This window comes from Microbacterium sp. Beta (genome assembly GCF_005502545.1).
GTDB lineage: Bacteria > Actinomycetota > Actinomycetes > Actinomycetales > Microbacteriaceae > Microbacterium > Microbacterium oxydans.
The window spans coordinates 13467-33566 of sequence record NZ_SCOG01000032.1; the positions used below are offsets into that span (position 1 = coordinate 13467).

At 67.4% G+C, this 20100-nt stretch carries 22 protein-coding genes and 3 tRNA genes; 14 read left to right on the forward strand and 11 right to left on the reverse strand.

Translation table 11 applies throughout. The features are described from left to right. Positions 1-26 precede the first annotated feature (26 nt). Entirely contained in the window at positions 27-332 is a 306-nt protein-coding gene (locus tag FFS56_RS18990; protein WP_046746757.1) for a hypothetical protein, read from the reverse strand. 133 nt (positions 333-465) lie between these two features. Between FFS56_RS18990 and FFS56_RS18995 the strand changes: the two genes are divergently transcribed. Then, positions 466-729 carry a hypothetical protein gene (locus tag FFS56_RS18995; protein ID WP_218867944.1) on the forward strand — a complete coding sequence of 88 codons (264 nt, stop codon included), beginning with the start codon at positions 466-468 and terminating at the stop codon, positions 727-729. Between the two features lie 62 nt (positions 730-791). After that, positions 792-1634: a transposase gene (locus tag FFS56_RS19000; protein ID WP_127011756.1), complete on the forward strand. Its 843-nt coding sequence runs from the start codon at positions 792-794 to the stop codon at positions 1632-1634. A gap of 58 nt (positions 1635-1692) precedes the next feature. Here FFS56_RS19000 and FFS56_RS19005 read toward each other — a convergent pair whose 3' ends face one another. The 7 genes from FFS56_RS19005 to FFS56_RS19040 all read right to left on the reverse strand — a co-directional run bounded on the left by FFS56_RS19005 (position 1693) and on the right by FFS56_RS19040 (position 6527). Next, positions 1693-2628: an aminoglycoside phosphotransferase family protein gene (locus FFS56_RS19005; RefSeq protein ID WP_127011757.1), complete on the reverse strand. Its 936-nt coding sequence runs from the start codon at positions 2626-2628 to the stop codon at positions 1693-1695. 296 nt (positions 2629-2924) lie between these two features. Then, a complete protein-coding gene (locus FFS56_RS19010; protein ID WP_137772254.1) occupies positions 2925-4178 on the reverse strand; it encodes a DUF4435 domain-containing protein in 1254 nt (417 codons plus the stop codon). A gap of 559 nt (positions 4179-4737) precedes the next feature. Continuing rightward, complete coding sequence (locus FFS56_RS19020; protein WP_137772338.1) at positions 4738-5001, reverse strand: hypothetical protein; 264 nt, start codon at positions 4999-5001, stop codon at positions 4738-4740. A 389-nt stretch (positions 5002-5390) separates the two neighbouring features. After that, the gene (locus tag FFS56_RS19025) at positions 5391-5933 is read right to left on the reverse strand and encodes a hypothetical protein (protein ID WP_127011760.1); all 543 of its coding nucleotides are present in this window, start codon (positions 5931-5933) and stop codon (positions 5391-5393) included. Between the two features lie 278 nt (positions 5934-6211). Further along, positions 6212-6284: transfer RNA gene (locus FFS56_RS19030), tRNA-Phe, on the reverse strand. A 69-nt stretch (positions 6285-6353) separates the two neighbouring features. Then, positions 6354-6427: transfer RNA gene (locus FFS56_RS19035), tRNA-Asp, on the reverse strand. Positions 6428-6454: 27 nt separating this feature from the next. Further along, positions 6455-6527, reverse strand: a tRNA-Glu gene (locus FFS56_RS19040). 209 nt (positions 6528-6736) lie between these two features. Between FFS56_RS19040 and FFS56_RS19045 the strand changes: the two genes are divergently transcribed. Continuing rightward, the gene (locus FFS56_RS19045; protein WP_052748611.1) at positions 6737-8113 is read left to right on the forward strand and encodes a M23 family metallopeptidase; all 1377 of its coding nucleotides are present in this window, start codon (positions 6737-6739) and stop codon (positions 8111-8113) included. A 72-nt stretch (positions 8114-8185) separates the two neighbouring features. Here FFS56_RS19045 and FFS56_RS19050 read toward each other — a convergent pair whose 3' ends face one another. Then, complete coding sequence (locus FFS56_RS19050) at positions 8186-8677, reverse strand: inorganic diphosphatase (RefSeq protein WP_017204665.1); 492 nt, start codon at positions 8675-8677, stop codon at positions 8186-8188. An 83-nt stretch (positions 8678-8760) separates the two neighbouring features. Next, positions 8761-9426: a TMEM175 family protein gene (locus FFS56_RS19055; protein WP_046746750.1), complete on the reverse strand. Its 666-nt coding sequence runs from the start codon at positions 9424-9426 to the stop codon at positions 8761-8763. 83 nt (positions 9427-9509) lie between these two features. Between FFS56_RS19055 and tilS the strand changes: the two genes are divergently transcribed. Then, a complete protein-coding gene (gene tilS, locus FFS56_RS19060; RefSeq protein WP_127011761.1) occupies positions 9510-10502 on the forward strand; it encodes a tRNA lysidine(34) synthetase TilS in 993 nt (330 codons plus the stop codon). A 41-nt stretch (positions 10503-10543) separates the two neighbouring features. On the opposite strand, the gene FFS56_RS19065 is transcribed toward tilS, so the two are convergent. Continuing rightward, positions 10544-11140: a DUF937 domain-containing protein gene (locus FFS56_RS19065; RefSeq protein ID WP_061015361.1), complete on the reverse strand. Its 597-nt coding sequence runs from the start codon at positions 11138-11140 to the stop codon at positions 10544-10546. A gap of 132 nt (positions 11141-11272) precedes the next feature. On the opposite strand from FFS56_RS19065, the gene hpt reads away from it, so the two are divergent. The 10 genes from hpt (at position 11273) to FFS56_RS19115 (ending at position 20012) form a co-directional block, all read left to right on the forward strand. Continuing rightward, positions 11273-11824, forward strand: a complete 552-nt coding sequence (gene hpt, locus FFS56_RS19070; RefSeq protein WP_046746747.1) for a hypoxanthine phosphoribosyltransferase — start codon at positions 11273-11275, stop codon at positions 11822-11824. A 112-nt stretch (positions 11825-11936) separates the two neighbouring features. Continuing rightward, positions 11937-13937 (forward strand): ATP-dependent zinc metalloprotease FtsH, encoded by a 2001-nt coding sequence (ftsH, locus tag FFS56_RS19075; protein ID WP_046746746.1) that lies wholly within the window; start codon positions 11937-11939, stop codon positions 13935-13937. A 1-nt stretch (position 13938) separates the two neighbouring features. Beyond that, positions 13939-14544 (forward strand): GTP cyclohydrolase I, encoded by a 606-nt coding sequence (folE, locus tag FFS56_RS19080; protein ID WP_127011762.1) that lies wholly within the window; start codon positions 13939-13941, stop codon positions 14542-14544. Next, complete coding sequence (gene folP / locus FFS56_RS19085) at positions 14541-15350, forward strand: dihydropteroate synthase (RefSeq protein WP_127011763.1); 810 nt, start codon at positions 14541-14543, stop codon at positions 15348-15350. Before folE ends, folP begins: the two co-directional genes overlap by 4 nt. 34 nt (positions 15351-15384) lie before the next feature. After that, on the forward strand, positions 15385-15780 hold the full coding sequence (folB, locus tag FFS56_RS19090; RefSeq protein ID WP_127011764.1) for a dihydroneopterin aldolase: 396 nt from the start codon (positions 15385-15387) through the stop codon (positions 15778-15780). After that, the gene (gene folK, locus FFS56_RS19095) at positions 15777-16316 is read left to right on the forward strand and encodes a 2-amino-4-hydroxy-6-hydroxymethyldihydropteridine diphosphokinase (RefSeq protein ID WP_046746742.1); all 540 of its coding nucleotides are present in this window, start codon (positions 15777-15779) and stop codon (positions 16314-16316) included. The genes folB and folK overlap by 4 nt, the downstream gene beginning before the upstream one ends. Further along, the gene (locus FFS56_RS19100) at positions 16313-16795 is read left to right on the forward strand and encodes a DUF3180 domain-containing protein (RefSeq protein WP_046746741.1); all 483 of its coding nucleotides are present in this window, start codon (positions 16313-16315) and stop codon (positions 16793-16795) included. The genes folK and FFS56_RS19100 overlap by 4 nt, the downstream gene beginning before the upstream one ends. After that, entirely contained in the window at positions 16746-17327 is a 582-nt protein-coding gene (locus tag FFS56_RS19105; protein WP_046746740.1) for a PH domain-containing protein, read from the forward strand. Before FFS56_RS19100 ends, FFS56_RS19105 begins: the two co-directional genes overlap by 50 nt. Next, positions 17324-19330, forward strand: coding sequence for a PH domain-containing protein (locus FFS56_RS19110; protein ID WP_127011765.1), 2007 nt, complete (start codon positions 17324-17326; stop codon positions 19328-19330). The genes FFS56_RS19105 and FFS56_RS19110 overlap by 4 nt, the downstream gene beginning before the upstream one ends. Continuing rightward, positions 19320-20012, forward strand: coding sequence for a DUF2520 domain-containing protein (locus FFS56_RS19115; protein WP_046746738.1), 693 nt, complete (start codon positions 19320-19322; stop codon positions 20010-20012). The genes FFS56_RS19110 and FFS56_RS19115 overlap by 11 nt, the downstream gene beginning before the upstream one ends. Positions 20013-20100 lie beyond the last annotated feature (88 nt).

A 20100-nucleotide genomic window follows, 5' to 3' on the forward strand; every position in this document is an offset into this window, starting at 1 on the left:
GGCGGGTCCTGCGGAGGTACTCGGGGTCAGGCGGGGGAGATCAGATGATCGAGCACGAGTTCGCCCGACGCGTTGAGCGCCTGCATCATGTCGGCGATCAGTCGCGGATCGATCGCCGGAGGCTCGGCGGCGTCGTACCCGAACTGCAGCGGGATCGCCGGATGGATCCACACGGTGGCGCGCTTGTCGACCCCGCCGTTGACCGGGAGCCAGGTCATCATGAAGCTCTCCTGGCGGCGGAGCTTGGTCGAGATGACGATCTTGAGGTGCGCCAGAGTCGCGTCTTCGATGAGGATCGGATCCGAGGTCCCGTCGTAGCGGAGTCTGCCCATGTGATCACGGTACACCGGCGCACTGCCTCTTCTGCGGCCCATGCGCAACCCCCTCTGCGAGCCCGGATGTACTCGTTACCGTCTCAGCATGACGACAACGGAATGACAACGAGCGGAGGACAAGGTGCAGACGATGGCGCGCACGCGGATTGCGCTCAATGAATCAGAGTTCTTCCTGGCGCAGGGGGAGGATGCCGTCGAGCTGAGAGGTCGGATAGAGGAGGCAATCCAGACCGGAGGCGGGTTCGTCGAATTCTCGGTGGTGGGCAATCGCTCGGTCAGCGTGTTGATCTCCTCGGTCACACACGTCGTGATCTCGGTCGAGACGGTGGAATTCGACGCGCGGGACACCGGCGACAGTGCGGTGCCGTACGGCGGGGAGTACGACCTGCTGTGATCGCGGGCGGGATCACAGGGCGGAGCCCGGGCGGGCGACCGGTATCGGCGTAGGGTGGCGGCATGGTCGGTCCCACGTTCGAGGAGATCGCAGCCGTGCTGTACTCCGACGCCCCGGAATCGTTCGTGGCGTCGCGCAAGGCCCGGGCGGGGGAGGCTGATCCGGAGCTCGCCTCCCGGATCCTCGCTCTCAGGAAGCCGTCGATCGCGGCCTGGGTGGTGAACGTGTTCGCGCGCGAGCGGGCGGCGCAGCTCGGGGAGGCGCTGGAGCTCGCGCGAGAGCTTCGCGAAGCCCAGGACGACCTGGACGCCCCGGCGCTGGCGAAGCTGGGACGGGAACGCCGTGCCCTCACCCGGCGGCTCGCTCAGGCCGCAGGAGAGCTGGCCGCGGCGCGCGGGGAGCGCGTGACGCCGTCGACGCTCGAGGCGGTCGAGCAGACCATCTCGGCGGCGTTCTTCGATCCGGCGGCGGCCGCAGCCGTCGCTTCCGGCCGACTGCTGCGGGCTCTCGATCCCTCGGCCACCGCGAACGAGATCCGTGAGGCGGTGGCGGGCGACGTGCCCGACCGCGAGCCGGCGCCTCGACCTCCGACGAATGAATTGCAGGCGCGACGGGCGCGCCGGGACGCCGAGCGGGCGATCGCGGCGGCGGAGAAGGAGCACGCGGTCGCGGAGCGCGAACTCGCACGGCGGGATGCGGCGCTGCAGAGGGCGCGAGCGCACATCTCGGAACTCTCGGACCGGACCGCCGAACTTGAGGCCGAGCTCGCCCGCGCCCGCGCCGATGCCGAGCGCGCCGAGGCCGAGGTGTCGCGCGTAGAGGAGGAGCGCGCCGCCGCGGCTCAGCGAAGGGAAGCGGCGGCGCGCGATCTGGAGCGGGCGCGGGAGGCCGCGGAATCGCTGTGACGACGACGGGGCCTTCCACCTCGCGAGGAGCGCTCGACGCGAACCCGTTTCGGTGCGTTCACCGCATGTCGGAGCTGTGGGCGGCGAGGAGCGCATCGTCAACCAGCTTCGCTGCCGCGCTGATGGCGGGCTGACCGTCTTCGATGTCCCACAGGGTGTTCTGCAGCAGGCGGGCACGGGTCCAGGCGGCAGCGCGGTGGCGGTCGAGCTCGAGCATCTCGGTGAGGATGTCGAAGCGTCGCCGCACGAGCCGGAGGGCATCGGTGCGGGTGGGGTCGTCGCTCCATCCGCTGTCGAGCGCGGGCCAGAGGTCGAATCCGGGATCGCCGACGAGCGGTTCCGGGTCGATCGCCAGCCAGGGTTCGCGGTCGGCTGCGAGCACGTTGCCGTAGTGCAGATCCCAGTGCAGGAGGCGGTCGCCGGTGTCGTCGGCCACCGCCGACACCGTGTCGACCCATCGGTCCAGCCGCGACCGGCCGTCGTCGTCGAGCACGCGCGCTGCCGCAGGAGCATCGTCGATCATCTCGGCGGTGACCGTCGCGAGCCGGGGGAGCCCGTCCGGGGCGGCCACAGCGTGCAGGCGTGCGAGGAGGCCACCGACCACGCGGACGGCAGCATCGTCATCTTCGACGGTCTCCAGAGCGCGGTCTCCCTGGAGGCGTTCGAGCAGCATCCCTCCGCGGTCGGCATCACTGTCCAGCAGGCGGACGATGCCGGCTCCCTGCCAACGGGTGAGGCCGATGATCGCAGCCGTGGTCTCGGCGCAAGGGACCTGCAGCTTCAACGCCGCGGGCGTTCCATCGGCACGGCGCACCGGAATGAAGACCCCGGCCTCTCCCGATCGGACCGTGCCTTCAGGGCGGAGCTCCCACCGCTGCAGCAGGTCCAGCGCGACGGCTGACACCTGGGCCGCCCATTCGCGCGTCGTATCGTCCCGGGACCGGAAGCCTCGGAGGACTTCGACCGGGATGACGGACGACTGCTCGGGACGCATACGGACCAGTTGATCACAGGGCGTCGGTGGAAAGGTCTCGCCGCGGGCAAAGCAAAACCCCCGCCATGTAGAAGCTAGGCGAGGGTTTCTGGAGTGATTGTAACGATCACTCGTGTGGCTCCGACCGGCATCGATCCGGTGACCTTTCGATTTTCAGTTGGATGCGGCGGGGTAGCGGGTGCCGGTTGGTCGCCGTTTGCCCCGTGATTCCGCGGAAGTCGTCATGGTTGGTCGCGGCTGGTTGAGGGTGCTTTCAGCGGAGCTACCGGCACAGAACCGGCACGGCGGCGACGCAATCACGCTGCGAGCTCTGACTTCGGAACCACGGCCTCTCGTAGAGACTCGGCCAGTTGTTGGTCTTCGCTGACACAGACTCGCGCCGCTTGCTGGTAGTCCTGGACGGACGTGAACCTCAGTGCGGCGGCCACTTTTGCGCGCACGCCAGTGTTCCGAATTGGTATGGCACGCATCAAGCCCTGCACGTCCTCGGCTTCGAGCATGTTCTGAAGCTCGGCAAGCGCGCGTGGATAGGGAGAAGGGAACGAAATCTCTATGTCGTCGTCGCTCACTTCGCTCGGCATCTGAGCGACGAGCTTGCGCGCGACCTCATCCTTCGCCAACTTCTTGGCGATCCGGGGTAGCGTGCCGGCGGTCCTTAGTTCCGAAAGGATGGACCGATTGGCGCTCTCAATCATCTGTTCCGCCGGAATCCCAATGGTTGTGGACTGTTTTTGTGCGACCGCTTCCAGCAGCTGTGGGTCGAGATAAAGGTTCTCGATTTCACTTACCGGCAGGGCGTGAATCGATCTGCTCGAGAGCGACGCGCGCTCCTCCTCGGAACGGCCATCGCGATCGACGATTCCGATCGGATTGATCCAGTGGTGTGCTTGGCTCTCACGTAGCCCAGTGACCGAGCGGATCACGAGGTCGCAGCCGCCTACCGGAAGCAACTGCCAATTAGGAAACAGCAGGCGGTATAGCTCGAGATCTAGGCTGTCGCCTTTGCCTTCAATGAACAGAACGTCCTGGCGTCCGCCCAGTATGGCCCTCCGGGCCTCTTCTGGCAGTGAGCCATCGGGCTCCACTTCGTGAAGCTGCCAGTGGGATGGTTCGTTGGATGACCACACAACACCCGTGATGCTTAGTGTGTCCCCGGGGCGCTTGGACAGTCGGGATGCAAGGTCGACGTCGTGCGTGAGTACGACGAAGGCGCAGTCTGATCTGGTCGCTACGATTGCCTCCACAAGCTCTGCGGAGATCGCTCTGTGAAGGTGCCTCTCGGGCTCGTCAATCATGATGATCGAGTTGGCATCCGCGGTCAGCACGTCTGCGGCTAGGAGAAGTGCGCTCTTTTCGCCATCCGACATGCGATAGATGGGATATGAGACACCAAGATCCGTATGGCGAACTTCGAAGGTCTGTTGTGCAGTAACGCCTATTTCGATGTGCAAGCCGCAACTCTTTAGCGTGGCGTTGAGAGCCGGGAGGAGTCGCAATCCAAGTTCAGCAGCGACTTCCTCTCGGTTGAAGCCTCGATCCAGCAGCTCCATGCCTCGTCGGTTCTCGTCGTTGAGTGCGCCGAGGAGGTCGAAGAGTGCGATGCTCGTTCGTTGACTGTCCGCATGATCAAGGAACCTTGACTCTCCTTGACGATCCCAGCTGTCGATGCTGCTTGCGTAGGTCTCCCTGTCCGCTGGCGTAATCGATGGACCAGCGTGCTGGAACCAGATCTTTCGGTGCGCGAGGAGTCGACGAAGTTTCTGTGGGGGGGACCCGACCAGCCATCCACGTAACCAGAGCAGATTTTCCGGCGCCGTTCGACCCAACGACCGTGATTACTTCGCCCGCCCTGGCCTGCAATGTCAGCGTCTCGTCGGGAGTCACGGGAACGCGCCACTCGGCGATCGGTGAGGGAGGCGGAGTGCTCGTCATGATGCGATCTTAGAGGCGATGAAGAGGCGATACCGATGGGCCACGTCCGACTGCGGTGCGTAGTGCCGCCGAGGAGCGCCCGGACCGCAGCGGAGCGAGGACCGGACGCACCGCAGGCGGCGCCGCCGGCCGCTAGGCCGGCCTTGAATGAGTAAAGAAAGTTCTCACAGCTCGGCCTCAAGCTCCATCGGTCGAGATGCGATCCGCGGCGGCTTTACCAACCGGGCCGCTGAGTTCGCTTAGGTCGACCATCGACAGCGAAGGGATGCCCTCGCAGATGGCGTCCACATCGGGTGTTGCGGAGAGCAAGTTCTCGACGGCCTGGAGGGCGGCGTCCGAGTAGCGCCGAATGAACCCCTGCGAGCTCGTCCCCTGGGCTCGTGCAAGTTCTGAGATCACCGGACGCGGGTTGTGGAACTTGTGGGCATACGCGGACAGCACTGCTCGAAGGTCAGTTCCGGCCTTCGAAATCTTGTGAGCATCGCCGATTGCCAATCGCAGCTGGTCCTGTACGTCGCCAGGAGCGGCGGGCCAGACGAGGAAGGGAACCGCTAGCGCCGGTGAACCTGCCCTTGTTTGTCAGGGCGCTTGGTCGGCGTAGTGATGAGGCTGCTCGCCGGACGCGACCTTCAGATAGATCCAGATAGAGAACGGCCAACTATCTGGATCATTCTCACCAAGCGGGACTCGTACGGGCGAGCGGTACTCTGGGACGGCGGACCCGCCCAGTGAACACTGGTCAACGGGTCCAGCTTCTTTCTAGGCCCCGATTTCGCCGCGATGCTGCACCATATGCGAGGGTCAGCGGATATGCCGCTGGGGTTCGGACGTCACCTCAGGCGAGCGTCAGCCATCACGAAGGGCTTGATCACTTTGTTGATCAGTACCCAAACCTTGCGTCGTTCATTCTGGGTGGGGTCATGACGCTGGTTGAACATGTCGAGCAAGAACTTGTAGTCGTTGTCCCCGTTCGAGCGGTTGTAGTCATTCGCAGGGAACGCTCCGTTTTGCCAGAGGTCGGCGAGCACTGCTCGCGAAAAATGCTCGGTAGTGAGAGTGACTGGCTTGCCCGTACTGAATGAAGCGCGGAGGTCGAACAGTCGGCGCAGAACGGTGACGCTGAGGTTCAACTCCTCGATCTCGAAGAGGTTGACGCAGCTGCTTCCGATCGGGAACAGACTCGCCTGCGTGTGTTCGTTGTGAATTGTATAGAGGTAGACGAGGTTCGTCTTGCCGCACACGCAGATGCCAGTACCTCGCGGGTCCTCCTCGACGCCGACCACCTGCCATTCTTCGACGGCATGAGACCAGCGCCTGGAAACCGAGGCTGCGAGGACCGCGCTCCGCAACGTCTCGAAGTTGTGTGAGCTCATAGGTCCTCCTGAGGAGAACCTATCGGATGGCTGCTTGATGTGCCGTCGGAACCCGCGGTGAATCGCCTGCCACCGGCACAAAACCGGCACAAGGTCCATGTCGAGGGCGTTACGTCTCGCTGCGTTCGTTCGAGGGTCGGAATTCCCGCTCGCCCGACGGGGGGACAGAACAGCCTAGGGGAGCGTCGCGGAAACCGCTTCTCACCAGGGCAAAGCAAAACCCCCGCCATGTAGAAGCTAGGCGAGGGTTTCTGGAGTGATTGTAACGATCACTCGTGTGGCTCCGACCGGCATCGATCCGGTGACCTTTCGATTTTCAGTCGAACGCTCTACCAACTGAGCTACAGAGCCGCGCGACCGGCGAACCTGTCGCGTCCTAGACGAAGAGCCCTCTCCGAAGAAAGAGCTCGTCGCACGGAGCGACCCTGACGGGACTTGAACCCGCGACCTCCGCCGTGACAGGGCGGCACGCTAACCAACTGCGCTACAGGGCCATACTTGTTTAATTATATCGGAAGGTGTGACCCCAACGGGATTCGAACCCGTGCTACCGCCGTGAAAGGGCGGCGTCCTAGGCCGCTAAACGATGGGGCCGAGTCAGTCCCGGGGGACTTCCTTGCCGACGCTCAAGCATAAGGGATGTTTCAGGCAAATCGCGAATCGAGGGCGCGGCGCCGCAACCCGGGCGTGTTTCCGGGGCACGATCGAGGGGTCGGTGGAGGGCGGAGGAGCAGCCGTGCCCCTGGTGCGGATGTGAAAGTTGTTGTTACTGTGGCAACTGTGAAACCGGCGGAAGGGGCCGTGTGAACGACAAGATCACGCTGGATGCTGCGGTCGCAGCAGCGTCCGAGGACTGCGGCTGCGCGCCCACTCCCACAGAACGCCGCGCCTTCGGTACGACAGGCATCAGTCGTCGAGGAGCCCTCGGCATCGGCGCGCTCGGCGTCGTGGCGCTCAGCGCCTTCGGCATCACCAACGGTGTGAGCGCCGCGTATGCCGCCACGTACCCGAGCTGGGATGACGTGCAGCGAGCGAAGAACAACGAGGCGGCCAAGGCTGCCGAGGTCTCGCGTATCGAAGGGCTGATCCAGTCCCTCACGCAGAAGGTCGCCGAGACGCAGGCCGCGGCGAAGGTCGCATCCCAGGAGTTCTACGACGCGCAGCAGGCGTACTTCGCCGCAGCGACCGAAGCCGACACCCTGCAGGCGAAGGCCGACGAGCAGGCTGCGGTCGCCGACAGCTCTGCCCGCAAGGCGGGACAGGTCGCCGCGCAGCTCTATCGCAACGGCGGCGACGACACCTCCATGGAGCTGTTCTTCGCCGGGTCGGCGAACAACGCCGATGAGCTGCTCGCCCGCCTCGGCACGATGGACAAGCTGCTCGAGTACAACCAGTCGGTCTACGACAAGGCTGTCGCCGCGCGAAACTCCGCGCAGTCGCTCAGCGATCAGGCCGTCGTCGCTCGCAACGAGCGCGACCGGCTGCAGAAGGTCGCCGAAGAGAAGATGGTCGTCGCGCAACAGGCGGCGGAAGCAGCTCAGGCTGCCCTGGACGAGCAGTCCGCGAACCTCGCCACCATGCAGGCTCAGCTTGCGGCCCTCAAGGACGTGACGACCCAGACCGTGGCCGGCTACCAGGCCGGTGTCGAAGCCGAGGCGAAGGCCCGTCGCGAACGCGAAGCGGCCGAGCGTGCTGCCGCAGCTGCGGCCGCCGCTGCCGGCGGTGGCGGTGGAGGCGGAGGCGGTGGCGGAAGCCAGGGCTCCGGCGGCTGGTGCCGTCCGCACGGCGGCGGGAAGAGCTCGGGCTACGGTCCTCGCTCCGTGCAGTGCGGCTCCCAGGGCTGCTCCTCGTCCTTCCACTACGGAACCGACTTCGCCAACGGCTGTGGCTCTCCGATCTACGCCGCGAACTCCGGGACCGTCGACTATGCAGGCCCCAACTCCGGTTACGGCAACTACATCCGCATCCAGCACGGCGGCGGCATCGGCACGGGCTACGCCCACATCCGCGACGGCGGCATCCTCGTCCGTTCGGGTCAGCGCGTGAACTCCGGCCAGGTCATCGCATATGCGGGCAACACCGGCCGCTCGTTCGGCTGCCACCTCCACTTCGAGGTCTACGTCGGCGGTCGCCCCGTGAATCCCGTCGCGTTCCTCGGCGATCGCGGAGTGTCGGCCTGAGCCGCTCCCTCCTGACATGAAGAAGACCCCCGGCCGCTGAGCGGAACCGGGGGTCTTCTGCGTGCGTGAGGGTCAGTGGCCCTGCTCGCCGAAACGGACGATCGCCTCGTCGAGGATGCGCTGCGCCTCGGCGGCGTTCCCCCACTCGTCGACCTTGACCCACTTGTTGGGCTCGAGGTCCTTGTAGTGCTCGAAGAAGTGCGCGATCTCCTTCTTCGTGTACTCGGCGATGTCGTCGATGTCCTGGATGTGGGCCCAGCGCGGGTCCTTGGAGAGCACGGCGACGAGCTTGTCGTCTCCGCCGGCCTCGTCGCTCATCTTGAGCACGGCGACGGGGCGGACCTCCACGACGACGCCCGGGTAGATGGCGTGGTCGAGCAGCACGAGCACGTCGAGCGGGTCGCCGTCCTCGCCGAGCGTGTTGTCGAAGTAGCCGTAGTCGGCCGGGTAGCCGAAGGTCGTGTAGAGCACGCGGTCGAGGTGTACTCGCCCGGTCTCGTGGTCGACCTCGTACTTCACGCGGCTGCCGCGCGGGATCTCGATGACGGCGTCGTGTGCGCCCATGCGTGTGCTCCTCAGGAAAAGTTCGGTTGGATACCGCCGACTAGCCTACCTGCGGCGCTCGCACCCCCGTTGGTCGCGAGCGCTCAGGGTCCGGCGTCGGTCTCCGGCCGCGGCTCTTCGGTTCCGCGCCTGCGCAGCAGCCGATTCAACAGCCGGCTCGTCGGGTCGCTGAGCAGCAGCAGGAAGAGCCCGGCGTACCCGTTCGGCGCAGCGAGGACGGCGATGACGAGGGCTGCGGCGAACAGGATGATCGCCGCGAGGTCTCCGATCGCCCCCAGCCGGATGGTCTCGGTCGACGCCGTGGTGAGTTCGCGGTGGCGTGCGAGATAGAGCCAGCCGGCGAGAGTCGTCACCTGCGTCATGATCAGCGTGCCGATGTAGACCACCGCCTGGAGGGCATCGGTGTCCATCTGCCCGATCATCGCCGTGGGAACGGGCAGCCAGACGATCGTCGCCATCCACGCGACGTTGATCCAAAGGAGGGGGACAGTGATCCACTCCACGTCGCGGTACTGGCGATGGTGGCCCATCCAGAACGTCGCGATGAGGAGGAAGCTCAACCCGAAGCTGAGCAGCTGACCCGCGTGCTCGTTCAGGAATTCGGCGGTGGTCAGCTGACCGGAAGCCGCTTCGGAGACGGACTCCATCAGCGGGAGGATGAGCAGTGTCATGGCGATCGCGACGACGGCATCGACGAAGGCCTTGAACCTCTCGGTGCGGAACGGTCGTGTGCTCGTCTCATCGGTCACGGCGTCAGGATAGCCCCGCCCGCGGCCGTCGCCGGCGATCGGGACAGGGCGCGCCGTTCCCTGCGGTGCCCTAGCGTGGAGGCGTGCCGTCACTCGCTCCCGCCATCGCCGAGATCCGCCTCGCCGTGCGCACCGCGCTCGCCGACCTTCCCGAGGGTGCGACCGTCATCGTCGCCCTGTCCGGGGGTGCGGATTCGCTCGCGCTCGCCGCGGCCGTCGCGTTCGAAGCGCCCAAGCTCGGACTTCGTGTCGCGTCCCTGACCGTCGATCACGGCCTGCAGCACGACTCGGCAGAGGTCGCATCCGTGGCGGCTCGTGCAGCCGCCGACCTCGGCCTCGACCCGTTGATCGTGCGCGTGGACGTCGCAGGGGAGGGCGGTCCTGAGGCCGCTGCCCGAGAGGCGCGATACCGGGTGTTGCGAGACGCGGCTGCCGACGTCGGAGCCGCCGCCGTGCTTCTCGGGCACACGCTTGACGACCAGGCGGAGACCGTTCTGCTCGGCCTGGCTCGTGGCTCCGGGGCGGCCAGCCTGCAGGGGATGGCTCCGGTCCGTGAGGATGAGGACGGTGTGCGATGGGTGCGTCCGCTCCTTGGCGTGCGCCGCGAGACGACGCGCGCTTTCTGCGTCGCCTCCGACCTCACGCCGTGGGACGATCCGCACAACCGCGACGACCGCTACGCCAGGGTCCGGGTGCGCGAGCGCGTGCTCCCGGTTCTCGAAGACGAGCTCGGTCCCGGCATCGCCGAGGCCCTCGCCCGCACGGCGGAGCAGCTCCGGGAGGACGCCGAGGCGTTCGACGAGATGATCCACGAGACGATCGAGGACATCGTCGAGCATGCGGAAGCCGGGATCTCCGTCAGCGTGGCGGCGCTCGCCGCGAATCCCGCCGCACTGCGCAACCGGATCATCCGGCTCGTCGTCGACAGCGAGTTCGGGGTGAGCCTGACCAGGTCGCAGACGATCGAGGTCGCGCGGCTGGTCACCGACTGGAATGGGCAGGGGCCGATCGACCTGCCGGAGTGCTCGGCCATGCGCCACGGGGGGCGCATCGTCTTCGCCGCATCCGGTCGCTGAGCGGGGAGCGCCGCTGCGCGACCGGATGCGTGCATGTGGTCTTACTTCTTGCCGCCGAACAGGCCGCCGAGAATCCCGCCGAGGTCGATGCCGCCGCCGGAACCGCTGCTGTTGCCGCCGCCGAGGAGTCCGCCGATGACATCGCCGATGCCGCCGGACGAGCCGCCGCTGTTGCCGCCGCCCAGCAGTCCGCCGATCACATCGCCGATACCGCCGGAGCCCTCCGCGCCCGCGTCGGCCTTTGCCGACTTGTCCTTGGTCGCGTTCGCGATCAGGCCCATCACGATCGGGGCGAGGATCGGAAGGAGCTTGCCGAAGTCGATGCCGGGGGTCGCCTTCGACTCCGTGAGCTCCTTCGTCACCTCCTTCTCCTTCGAACCGAGGATGTGGGAGACGATCTTGCCGCCGTCGGCCTGATCGATGTCGTCGACCTTCGACGCGCCGGAAGCGCCCTCATGCTTCTTCAGCGCGTTCCGGATCGCCGCGGAGCCCTCATCCGTCTCGGCGTTCTTGGCGAGGCCGCCGAGCAGCACCGCGCCGCCCTGCTCGACCGCGACCTTGGCTTCGTCCCGCGAGACGCCCAGCTTCTCGGCGATGTCGTCGATCGGCACCTGGTTGAGGATGTCGTCAAGAGCCATGGTGAATCCTTCCGTCGGGGCGTCCGCCCGCATCACCGCTCACAGTAGTGCGGATGCCCGGCGAGGGGCAGATGCCGTCCCGATGAACAGACCTGGGACCGAGCATCCGATCGCGTCGCCTAAAATCGATCCATGCGCGCCGCGGAGATCCAGGACGACCTTGCACAGATCCTCGTCACCGAGGAGGAGATCCACGCCAAGCTCGACGAGCTCGCAGCGCAGGTCGCCGAGGACTACGCGGGCAAGGACCTTCTCCTCGTCGGCGTGCTGAAGGGCGCGGTGATGGTGATGGCCGACTTCGCGCGGGCGCTGCCGTTCCACGCTCCGATGGACTGGATGGCCGTGTCGAGCTACGGTGCCAGCACGAAGTCGAGCGGCGTGGTGCAGATCCGGAAAGACCTCGACACGGACCTCAACGGCAAACACGTGCTCATCGTCGAGGACATCATCGATTCCGGCCTCACGCTGAGCTGGCTGCTGGAGAACTTCGGATCGCGCGGCGCCGAGTCGATCGAGGTGCTGGCGCTCCTGCGCAAGCCCGAGGCGGCGAAGGTCGAGATCGACTGCAAGTACGTCGGCTTCGACATCCCGGTGGAGTTCGTCGTCGGTTACGGCCTCGACTACGCAGAGCGCTACCGCAACCTGCGCGACGTCGCCGTGCTCGCCCCGCACGTCTATTCCTGAGGTCGCAGACCCGGCCGCGGTGACGCGGCGACTCCGACCTCGCCGTCGAACGCTACGCCGTGGGTGAACGCACAGCGACCCCCTAGGGCGCGCGCGATACGCTGATCCGATCATGGATGTGAAGAAGCTCACCCGGAATCCGCTGATCTACGTCGCGCTGATCGGCGTGCTCCTGTTCGGCGGTTTCCTGCTGATCTCGAATCTGGGTGCGCCCAAGCAGATCACGACGCAGGAGGGGCTGAAGCTCCTCTCCGGCACCACGGTCACCGAGGTCGTGAACACCGATGGCGATCAGCGCGTCGACATGACGCTCTCCAAGCCGTTCCAGGGCTCCGAGAACGTCCAGTTCTACTACGTCGATGCGCGCGCCGACGAGGTCGTCAAGGCCGTCAACGATGCAGCGCCGAAGGACGGCTTCAACGACGCCGTCCCGCGTGCGACCTGGTTCGACGGCTTCCTCTCCCTTCTTCTTCCCCTCGTGCTGCTCGGTCTGCTGTTCTGGTGGCTCCTGTCCTCCATGCAGGGCGGCGGCGGCAAGGTCATGCAGTTCGGCAAGTCCAAGGCCAAGCTCGTCAGCAAGGAGACCCCGACCGTCACCTTCGCCGATGTGGCCGGTGCCGACGAGGCCATCGAGGAGCTCCACGAGATCAAGGAGTTCCTGCAGGACCCCGCGAAGTTCCAGGCGATCGGCGCCCGCATCCCGAAGGGCGTGCTGCTGTACGGCCCTCCCGGAACCGGAAAGACCCTCCTCGCCCGCGCCGTCGCCGGTGAGGCCGGCGCCCCGTTCTACTCGATCTCCGGTTCCGACTTCGTCGAGATGTTCGTCGGCGTCGGTGCCTCTCGCGTGCGCGACCTCTTCAGCCAGGCCAAGGAGAACGCTCCGGCCATCATCTTCATCGACGAGATCGACGCCGTCGGTCGTCACCGCGGCGCCGGCATGGGCGGCGGAAACGATGAGCGCGAGCAGACGCTGAACCAGATGCTCGTCGAGATGGACGGCTTCGACCCGAACGCGAACGTCATCGTGATCGCGGCCACCAACCGTCCGGACATCCTCGACCCCGCACTGCTGCGCCCCGGCCGCTTCGACCGTCAGATCGGCGTCGACGCCCCCGACCTCAAGGGTCGCCAGAAGATCCTCGAGGTGCACAGCAAGGGCAAGCCGCTGTCGAAGAACGTCGATCTCGAGGTCGTCGCCCGCAAGACCCCCGGCTTCACCGGTGCCGACCTGGCGAACGTGCTGAACGAGGCCGCGCTGCTCACGGCCCGTTCGAACGCGCAGCTCATCGACAACCGCGCCCTCGACGAGGCCATCGACCGTGTGATCGCCGGCCCGCAGCGCCGCACCCGCGTGATGAAGGACAAGGAGAAGCTCATCACGGCGTACCACGAGGGCGGACACGCGCTCGCGGCGGCGGCGATGAACTACACCGACCCGGTGACCAAGATCACGATCCTGCCTCGTGGCAAGGCGCTCGGCTACACGATGGTGCTGCCGCTCGACGACAAGTACTCGGTCACCCGCAACGAACTGCAGGACCAGCTCACCTACGCCATGGGCGGCCGCGTCGCGGAGGAGATCGTCTTCCACGACCCCACCACCGGTGCCTCGAACGACATCGAGAAGGCGACCTCGATCGCTCGCAAGATGGTCATCGAGTACGGCATGACGACGCAGGTCGGTCCGGTCAAGCTCGGCACCGAGGGCGGCGACATGTTCGTCGCACGCGACATGGGCCGTGGCCGCGAATACTCCGAGAAGGTCGCCGAGCGCGTCGACGCCGAGGTGCGCGCGCTCATCGAGCAGGCGCACAACGAGGCCTACGAGGTCATCAGCGAGAACCGCGACATCCTCGACAAGCTCGCCCTGGCCCTGCTCGAGGAGGAGACCCTCGACCACAACCAGATCGCGGAGATCTTCACCGAGATCAAGAAGCTGCCGGAGCGCCCGCTGTGGCTCTCGAGCGAAGGGCGTCCGGTCTCGGAGCGTCCTCCGATCGAGGTGCCGAAGAAGGACGTCTCGCTGGCGGCATCCGTCGAGGCTCCGGCCGGCGCGCCGCGCACGCAGCAGGGCTCGGCGGGAGCAGGGAACCCGCGGCCTGCGACGGCGTGACGTGACGGTCGACAGAGAGCGCGTCGAGCGGCTCACGCGAGAGCTTCTCGCGGCGATCGGCGAAGACCCGGACCGACCGGGATTGAAGCAGACCCCGACGCGCATGGCCGAGCTGTACACGGAGTTCTTCTCCGGAGTGGGTGAGGATGCGGCTGAACCGCTCGCGCGCACCATCAGTGTCTCCCGAGGCCCCGCGCCCGACACGCTGCCCTCCGGCGCCGTGCTGCTTCGGGACATCCGCTTCCGCTCCGTCTGCGAGCACCACCTGCTGCCCTTCGCCGGGCACGCGCACATCGCCTATCTCCCCGGCGAACAGGTCGTCGGGTTGGGAGCGCTCGTGCGGGTCGTCGAGATCCTCGCCGCGCGTCCCCAGGTGCAGGAACGCCTGGGCGAGCAGATCGCCGACACGATCTCGGAGCACCTCGACACCCGCGGTGTGCTGGTCGTGCTCGATGCAGCGCACGGCTGCGTCACCATGCGCGGCGGACGCCAGACCGAGGCCTCGACACTCACCATCGCGGCGCGCGGTGAATACAACGATCCCGTCTCCCGGGCCGAGCTGATCACTCTGATCGGCGCGGGCGGCTTCGGAGCAGCGCACGGATGACGGGCATCTGGGGCATCGTCAACGTCACTCCGGACTCGTTCAGCGACGGGGGTCGCTACCTCGACGTGGACCGCGCGGTGGCCCACGGGCTGCGGCTCCGCGCCGAGGGAGCAGCTGTGCTCGATGTGGGTGGTGAATCGACCAGGCCCGGCGCCGACCGGGTCGGCACCGACGTCGAGCAGCAGCGAGTGCTCCCGGTGATCCAACAGCTCGCTGCCGCTGGCGTGCCGGTCAGCGTCGATACGCTCAGCGCCGCCACGGCAGCCGCCGCCGTGCGGGCGGGGGCCAGGATCGTCAACGACGTCTCCGGGGGTCTCGCCGATCCGGAGATGCGCGCTGCCGTCGCGGAATCCGGCGCCGACTTCGCGATCGGGCACTGGCGTGGGTTCTCCGCAGACATGTATGCCAACGCCGAGTACCACCGCGTCGCGCGCGAGGTCGCCGGCGAGCTGCAGGAGCGCATCGGTGAGGCGGCCTCATCGGGGATCGCGCCGTCTCGCCTCATCATCGATCCCGGCATCGGTTTCGCGAAGTCGGGACCGCAGAACTGGGATATGCTGCGCGGGCTCGACGAGATCGTCGCACTGGGCCCTCGGGTGCTGATCGGCACGTCGCGCAAGCGGTTCCTCGCAGAGGTCCTCCGTCAGGAGACAGGTCCCGACGAGGAGGTCTCCGAATCCCGTCGCGACCTCGCCACCGCCGTCACCAGTGCGCTCGCGGTCAGAGCCGGAGTGTGGGCCGTGCGTGTGCACGACGTGGCATCCACGCGCGACGCCCTGGCGATCGCGCACGCCTGGGAAGGCTGAGGGCGTCTCGGGGTGATCCCCGTACGCTAGACGTATGGAGCCCCTCGACGAGATCGTCCTCACCGGTCTGACGGTGTTCGGTCGTCACGGCGTCTTCGAGCACGAGCGTCAGGATGGCCAGGAGTTCACGATCGACCTGCGACTGCGGCTCTCCCTCGCGCGTGCCGCTACCTCCGACGATGTCGTGGACACGGTGCACTACGGCGAGCTGGCCGAGAAGGTCGCCGCGGTCGTGGCGGGGGAGCCCGTGAACCTGATCGAGACGCTCGCCGAACGCATCGCCGCGGTCGGTCTCGACGACCCACGGGTGCAGGACGTCACCGTGACGGTGCACAAGCCCCATGCCCCTATTCCCCTCGACTTCGCCGATGTGGCGGTCACCCTGCATCGCCGCCGAACCCCTGATGCGCCGGAGGACACCACCGCATGAGCCGCAACCTCGCGAACCCACCCGCAATGCCGGCGCCTCGCCCCGGGCGGCCGGAGGTGACGGCCGTCGTCGCCCTCGGCGCGAACCTCGGTGATCGCCATGACACGATCACCGCTGCCGCCGAGCGGATCGCACGACTACCGCTGGTCAGCGAGGTGCGGTTGTCGAAGCTGTTCGAGACGGTCGCCCTCCGGCCCGACGGTCCCGATCCCGACGCCCCCGGCTACGTCAACGCGGTGGCACTGGTCACCACGCGTCTGGCCCCCGAGATCCTGCTCGGAATGCTGCACGCCATCGAGGACGAGAACGGTCGGGAGCGCCGTGAGCGCTGGGGCGACCGCACTCTCGACCTCGACCTCATCGCGTACGGCGACGTCATCTCCGAGGAACCGCATCTGCAGCTGCCGCACCCGCGTGCCGCCGAACGCCTCTTCGTGCTCGACCCCTGGCTCGACGTCGATCAGGACGCGGTGCTGCTCGGTCGGGGGAGGGTCGCCGACCTCGCGGCCGCCCTTCGTGCCGGAGGCGAGGGATGAGACGCACCTCCGCCGGCGTGCTCGTCCTCCTCGCATTGCTGGGCGGCGGCGTCGGCTTCCTGCTCGACCATCTGCTGACGGCCTCGGGGCGCGCGACTTTCACGCCGTCGCTCCTGCTGCCGGTACTCCTGCTGCTGATCGCCGCGGCATCTCTCGGCGTCGCCTGGCCGGTGCGACGCAGTGTGCGTTCGGGCATCCGCATCGACCCGTTCCGTGCACTGAGAGCGGCGACGCTCGCCCGTGCATCCAGCCTTCTCGGCGCGATCATGGCGGGGTTCGGAGCGGGGCTGCTGGTCTTTCTCCTGTCGCGCCCCGTCGTTCCGCCGGTAGGGTCGACTGTGGCCATGCTGGCCCTGATCGGAAGTGCGATCGTCCTCGTGATCGCTGCTCTCGTCGCCGAACAGTTCTGCACCCTGCCGAAGGATCCTGATGACTCAGAACCCAGAGACCGCGCCCCTGAACCCGGCGGAGGGCACTGACCTCGACGCCCTCGACCGTGGCACGTACACGCAGCTGCGTACGGCGCGCAACGAGGCCCGCCTGGAACTCGACGGCACCTGGCACCAGATCTCGCCGCGCTACGTCGTCTCGCAGATCGTCCAGAACGTGATCTTCCTCGTGATCGTCGCCGCCGCCGCGATCGTGCTGAACATCGTGCTGGAACAGGACTGGGTGTGGATCCCGGCCGGTGTGATCCTGCTGATCACGGTGGTCACCCTGATCATCCTCCCGCGTCAGGCGAGGGCGATCGGCTACATGCTGCGCGCCGACGACATCGTCTTCCGCAAGGGGATCCTCTGGCAGCGCATGATCGCCGTGCCCTACGGCCGCATGCAGCTTGTCGACATCACGCAGGGGCCGCTCGACCGTGCCTTCGGGATCGCCCAGCTCAAGATGGTCACGGCTGCGGCGACGACCGGTGTGCAGATCCCCGGTCTCACGCAGGAAGCGGCCGAAGCACTGCGCGACACGCTCATCCACGTGGCCGAGACCCGACGGACCGGCCTGTGAGCGAGCAGCAGCCTCCGCTCGCGACGCACAGCCCGCAGGCATCGGCGGGGGAGGCCCCGACGACCCTCGCGAACGGCGAGTGGCACCGGATGCATCCGCTCACGCCGCTCTTCAAGGGCGGCCTGGCGCTCATCATCATCGGCGGCATCGTCATCGCGAACATGCGCGACCGCCTGATCTCCTGGGCCGTCGCGCTCTTCGCGCCGGAAGAGGCGCATTACGGCGACTACGCCGGCGCCGATCCCGTCGACTGGGTTCTCTCGAACAACCTGATCCTGGTCGCGTTGCTGAGCGTGCTGGGCCTCGTGATCGTGCTGATCCTGATCTTCTGGTTCATCTGGCGCTTCCAGCAGTTCCGCATCACCGGTGACCACGTCGAGGTCCGCAAGGGCATCATCTTCCGTTCGCACCGACGCGCGCCGCTCGACCGCGTGCAGGGCGTCAACCTGACGCGTCCGTTCCCCGCGCGCATCATCGGCCTCGCGAAGCTCGAGGTCGTCGGTGCCGGCAACGACGCGAACGTCGAGCTGGAGTATCTGGCGACTCCGCGTGCCGAATCCGTGCGCGCCGACATCCTCCGTCTGGCGTCCGGTGCGCGCGCGGCGCGCGACGCCGCGCTCAACCCGGCAGCAGCAGCCGCGGCGGCGGCGGCCGCACCGGCATCCGCGCGAGCGCAGCTCGTCGGATCGATGAACGCGGGAGTCAACGGTCTGATCGCCGGAGTCGATCTCGCCGACGTGGTCCCCGAGAGCGTCGTGAAGATCCCGACCGGTCGGCTGGTCGGATCGCAGCTCATCTCCGGACTGCTGTGGTTCGTCTTCTTCGGTGCGATCTTCGCGATCGCGATCGGCAGCGCCCTGATCGGGATGCTGGCCGACGGCAACTCGGACGGGGGGTTCATCCTCCTCGGGCTGGGACTCGGCATGGGCGTTCCCATGATCGTCGCCGTGGTCGGTATCACCTGGGCGCAGATCTCCAAATCGCTGCGCTACTCGATCGCGCCGACACCGGACGGCGTGCGGATCACGTACGGTCTCCTCACGACCGTCACCGAGACGCTCCCGCCCGGTCGCATCTTCGCCGTGGAGGTGTCGCAGTCGCTGCTGTGGCGTCCCTTCGGCTGGTGGACGATCAAGATCAACCGGATGAGCGGCAAGAGCGCGGCGCAGCAGTCATCGGGCAGCGGCCAGCAGTTCAACGTGGTGCTGCCGGTCGGCAAGCGTGCCGATGTCGAGCGGGTGCTCGCGCTCGTCCTTCCCGACGTGCCCGCCGAGAGCATCCCCTCGCTGTGGGAGCAGGGCATCGTCGGCCCTGAGGGTGACGACACCTATCGGACCATGCCCCGCCGAGCGCGGTGGCGACGTCCGTTCTCCTGGAAGCGTCACGGCTACCTGGTCGCCGACTTCGGGCTGCTGCTCCGCCGCGGGAACGTGTGGCGCAAGCTCGCCGTGTTCCCGCTCGCACGGCTGCAGGGCGTCTCGCTGAGCCAGGGGCCGATCGACCGCGCGCAGCGTGTGTCCGGTGCGCAGGTGCACACCGTTCCCGGTCCCATCACCGGCTACCTGTCCGGTCTCGAGCGTGCCGATGCGCTGGCGCTGATCGACGAGGTCACGGCCGCAGCGGCGGAGGCCGCGTCCCGCGACACCACTCACCGGTGGAGCGAGCATGCGGCGCCGCAGCCGGTCGCCGCACCTCCCGCACCTCCTGCGTACACGGGACCGCCGCCCGTCGCCGCACCTCCGGCGTACACGGGGGCGGCGCCGGTCTTCCCGGCTCCGGAGCACACGGCTCCGCCCGCGCCTCCGGTAGCGCCGCTCGCGCCTCCAGTCGTGCCACAGGCGAAAGCGCCGGTCGCTCCGCCCCTGCCTCCGGCGGTTCCGTCTTCGCCCTCGGTGAACGCCACGACCCCGCCCCCGGTTCCTCCGGCCGTGCCTCCCGCCGCGCCCGAGGCTCCCTCCGAACCCCCGCTGCGACGGCGGAGACGGAGCGACGATGGCACGTGACGGGCGCCTCGGTGTCGGCATCATCGGTGCCGGCCGTGTGGGTCCGGTCGTGGGCGCAGCCCTCGGTGGTGCAGGCCACGCCGTGATCGGCATCACGGGCGGCTCCGACGACGAGCGAGCCTCCGCCGTGCTCCCGGATGTGCCGGTGCTCGAAGCGCTGGAGGTCGTGCGTCGAGCCGAGCTCGTGATCATCGCGGTCCCCTCGGAGCAACTGCCCTCTCTGGTCGCCGGCATCGCGGAGGTGGGCGGCTGGCAGATCGGTCAGCTCGTGCTGCACACCGACCCCGCCTACGGCATCGAGGTGCTGCGTCCTGCGGCCGAGCGCGGCGCGATCCCTCTCGCCGTGCATCCGGCGATCACCTTCACGGGGACGTCGATCGACCTCCGCCAGCTCCAGGCCGGGTTCGCCGCGGTGACTGCGCCGGCCGCCGTGCTGCCGATCGCCCAGGCGCTCGCCGTGGAGATGGGATGCGAGCCCGTGGTGATCGCGGAAGCGGATCGTCCTGCCTATGCGGATGCCATCGCGACGGCCACGGAGTTCTCGCGGTCGATCATCGGTCAGTCGACCGAGCGACTGCGGCAGATCGGTGTGGAGAACCCCGGAGGCTATCTCTCGGCGCTCGTGCAGTCGACCGTCGAGAGAGCATTGCGCGAAGCCTCCGACGTTCCGCCGTTGATCTGAGCGGTTCCCGCCGCGTCTCAGCGCAGGGTGCGGGAAGCCGCTGTGTCATCGTCCGCCCGAGAAGCCCCCGCCGCCCCCGCCACCGGAG

Coding starts and splice junctions, on each gene's coding strand:
- FFS56_RS18995 (WP_218867944.1), top strand. CDS start 466: ATGGCGCGCACGCGGATTGCGCTCAATGAATCAGAGTTCTTCCTGGCG.
- folB (WP_127011764.1), top strand. CDS start 15,385: ATGGAGCCCCTCGACGAGATCGTCCTCACCGGTCTGACGGTGTTCGGT.
- ftsH (WP_046746746.1), top strand. CDS start 11,937: ATGGATGTGAAGAAGCTCACCCGGAATCCGCTGATCTACGTCGCGCTG.
- folP (WP_127011763.1), top strand. CDS start 14,541: ATGACGGGCATCTGGGGCATCGTCAACGTCACTCCGGACTCGTTCAGC.
- FFS56_RS19115 (WP_046746738.1), top strand. CDS start 19,320: ATGGCACGTGACGGGCGCCTCGGTGTCGGCATCATCGGTGCCGGCCGT.
- FFS56_RS19000 (WP_127011756.1), top strand. CDS start 792: ATGGTCGGTCCCACGTTCGAGGAGATCGCAGCCGTGCTGTACTCCGAC.
- FFS56_RS19025 (WP_127011760.1), bottom strand. CDS start 5,933: ATGAGCTCACACAACTTCGAGACGTTGCGGAGCGCGGTCCTCGCAGCC.
- FFS56_RS19065 (WP_061015361.1), bottom strand. CDS start 11,140: ATGGCTCTTGACGACATCCTCAACCAGGTGCCGATCGACGACATCGCC.
- FFS56_RS19050 (WP_017204665.1), bottom strand. CDS start 8,677: ATGGGCGCACACGACGCCGTCATCGAGATCCCGCGCGGCAGCCGCGTG.
- hpt (WP_046746747.1), top strand. CDS start 11,273: ATGCGCGCCGCGGAGATCCAGGACGACCTTGCACAGATCCTCGTCACC.
- FFS56_RS19105 (WP_046746740.1), top strand. CDS start 16,746: ATGACTCAGAACCCAGAGACCGCGCCCCTGAACCCGGCGGAGGGCACT.
- FFS56_RS18990 (WP_046746757.1), bottom strand. CDS start 332: ATGGGCAGACTCCGCTACGACGGGACCTCGGATCCGATCCTCATCGAA.
- folK (WP_046746742.1), top strand. CDS start 15,777: ATGAGCCGCAACCTCGCGAACCCACCCGCAATGCCGGCGCCTCGCCCC.
- FFS56_RS19100 (WP_046746741.1), top strand. CDS start 16,313: ATGAGACGCACCTCCGCCGGCGTGCTCGTCCTCCTCGCATTGCTGGGC.
- FFS56_RS19005 (WP_127011757.1), bottom strand. CDS start 2,628: ATGCGTCCCGAGCAGTCGTCCGTCATCCCGGTCGAAGTCCTCCGAGGC.
- FFS56_RS19010 (WP_137772254.1), bottom strand. CDS start 4,178: ATGGAGCTGCTGGATCGAGGCTTCAACCGAGAGGAAGTCGCTGCTGAA.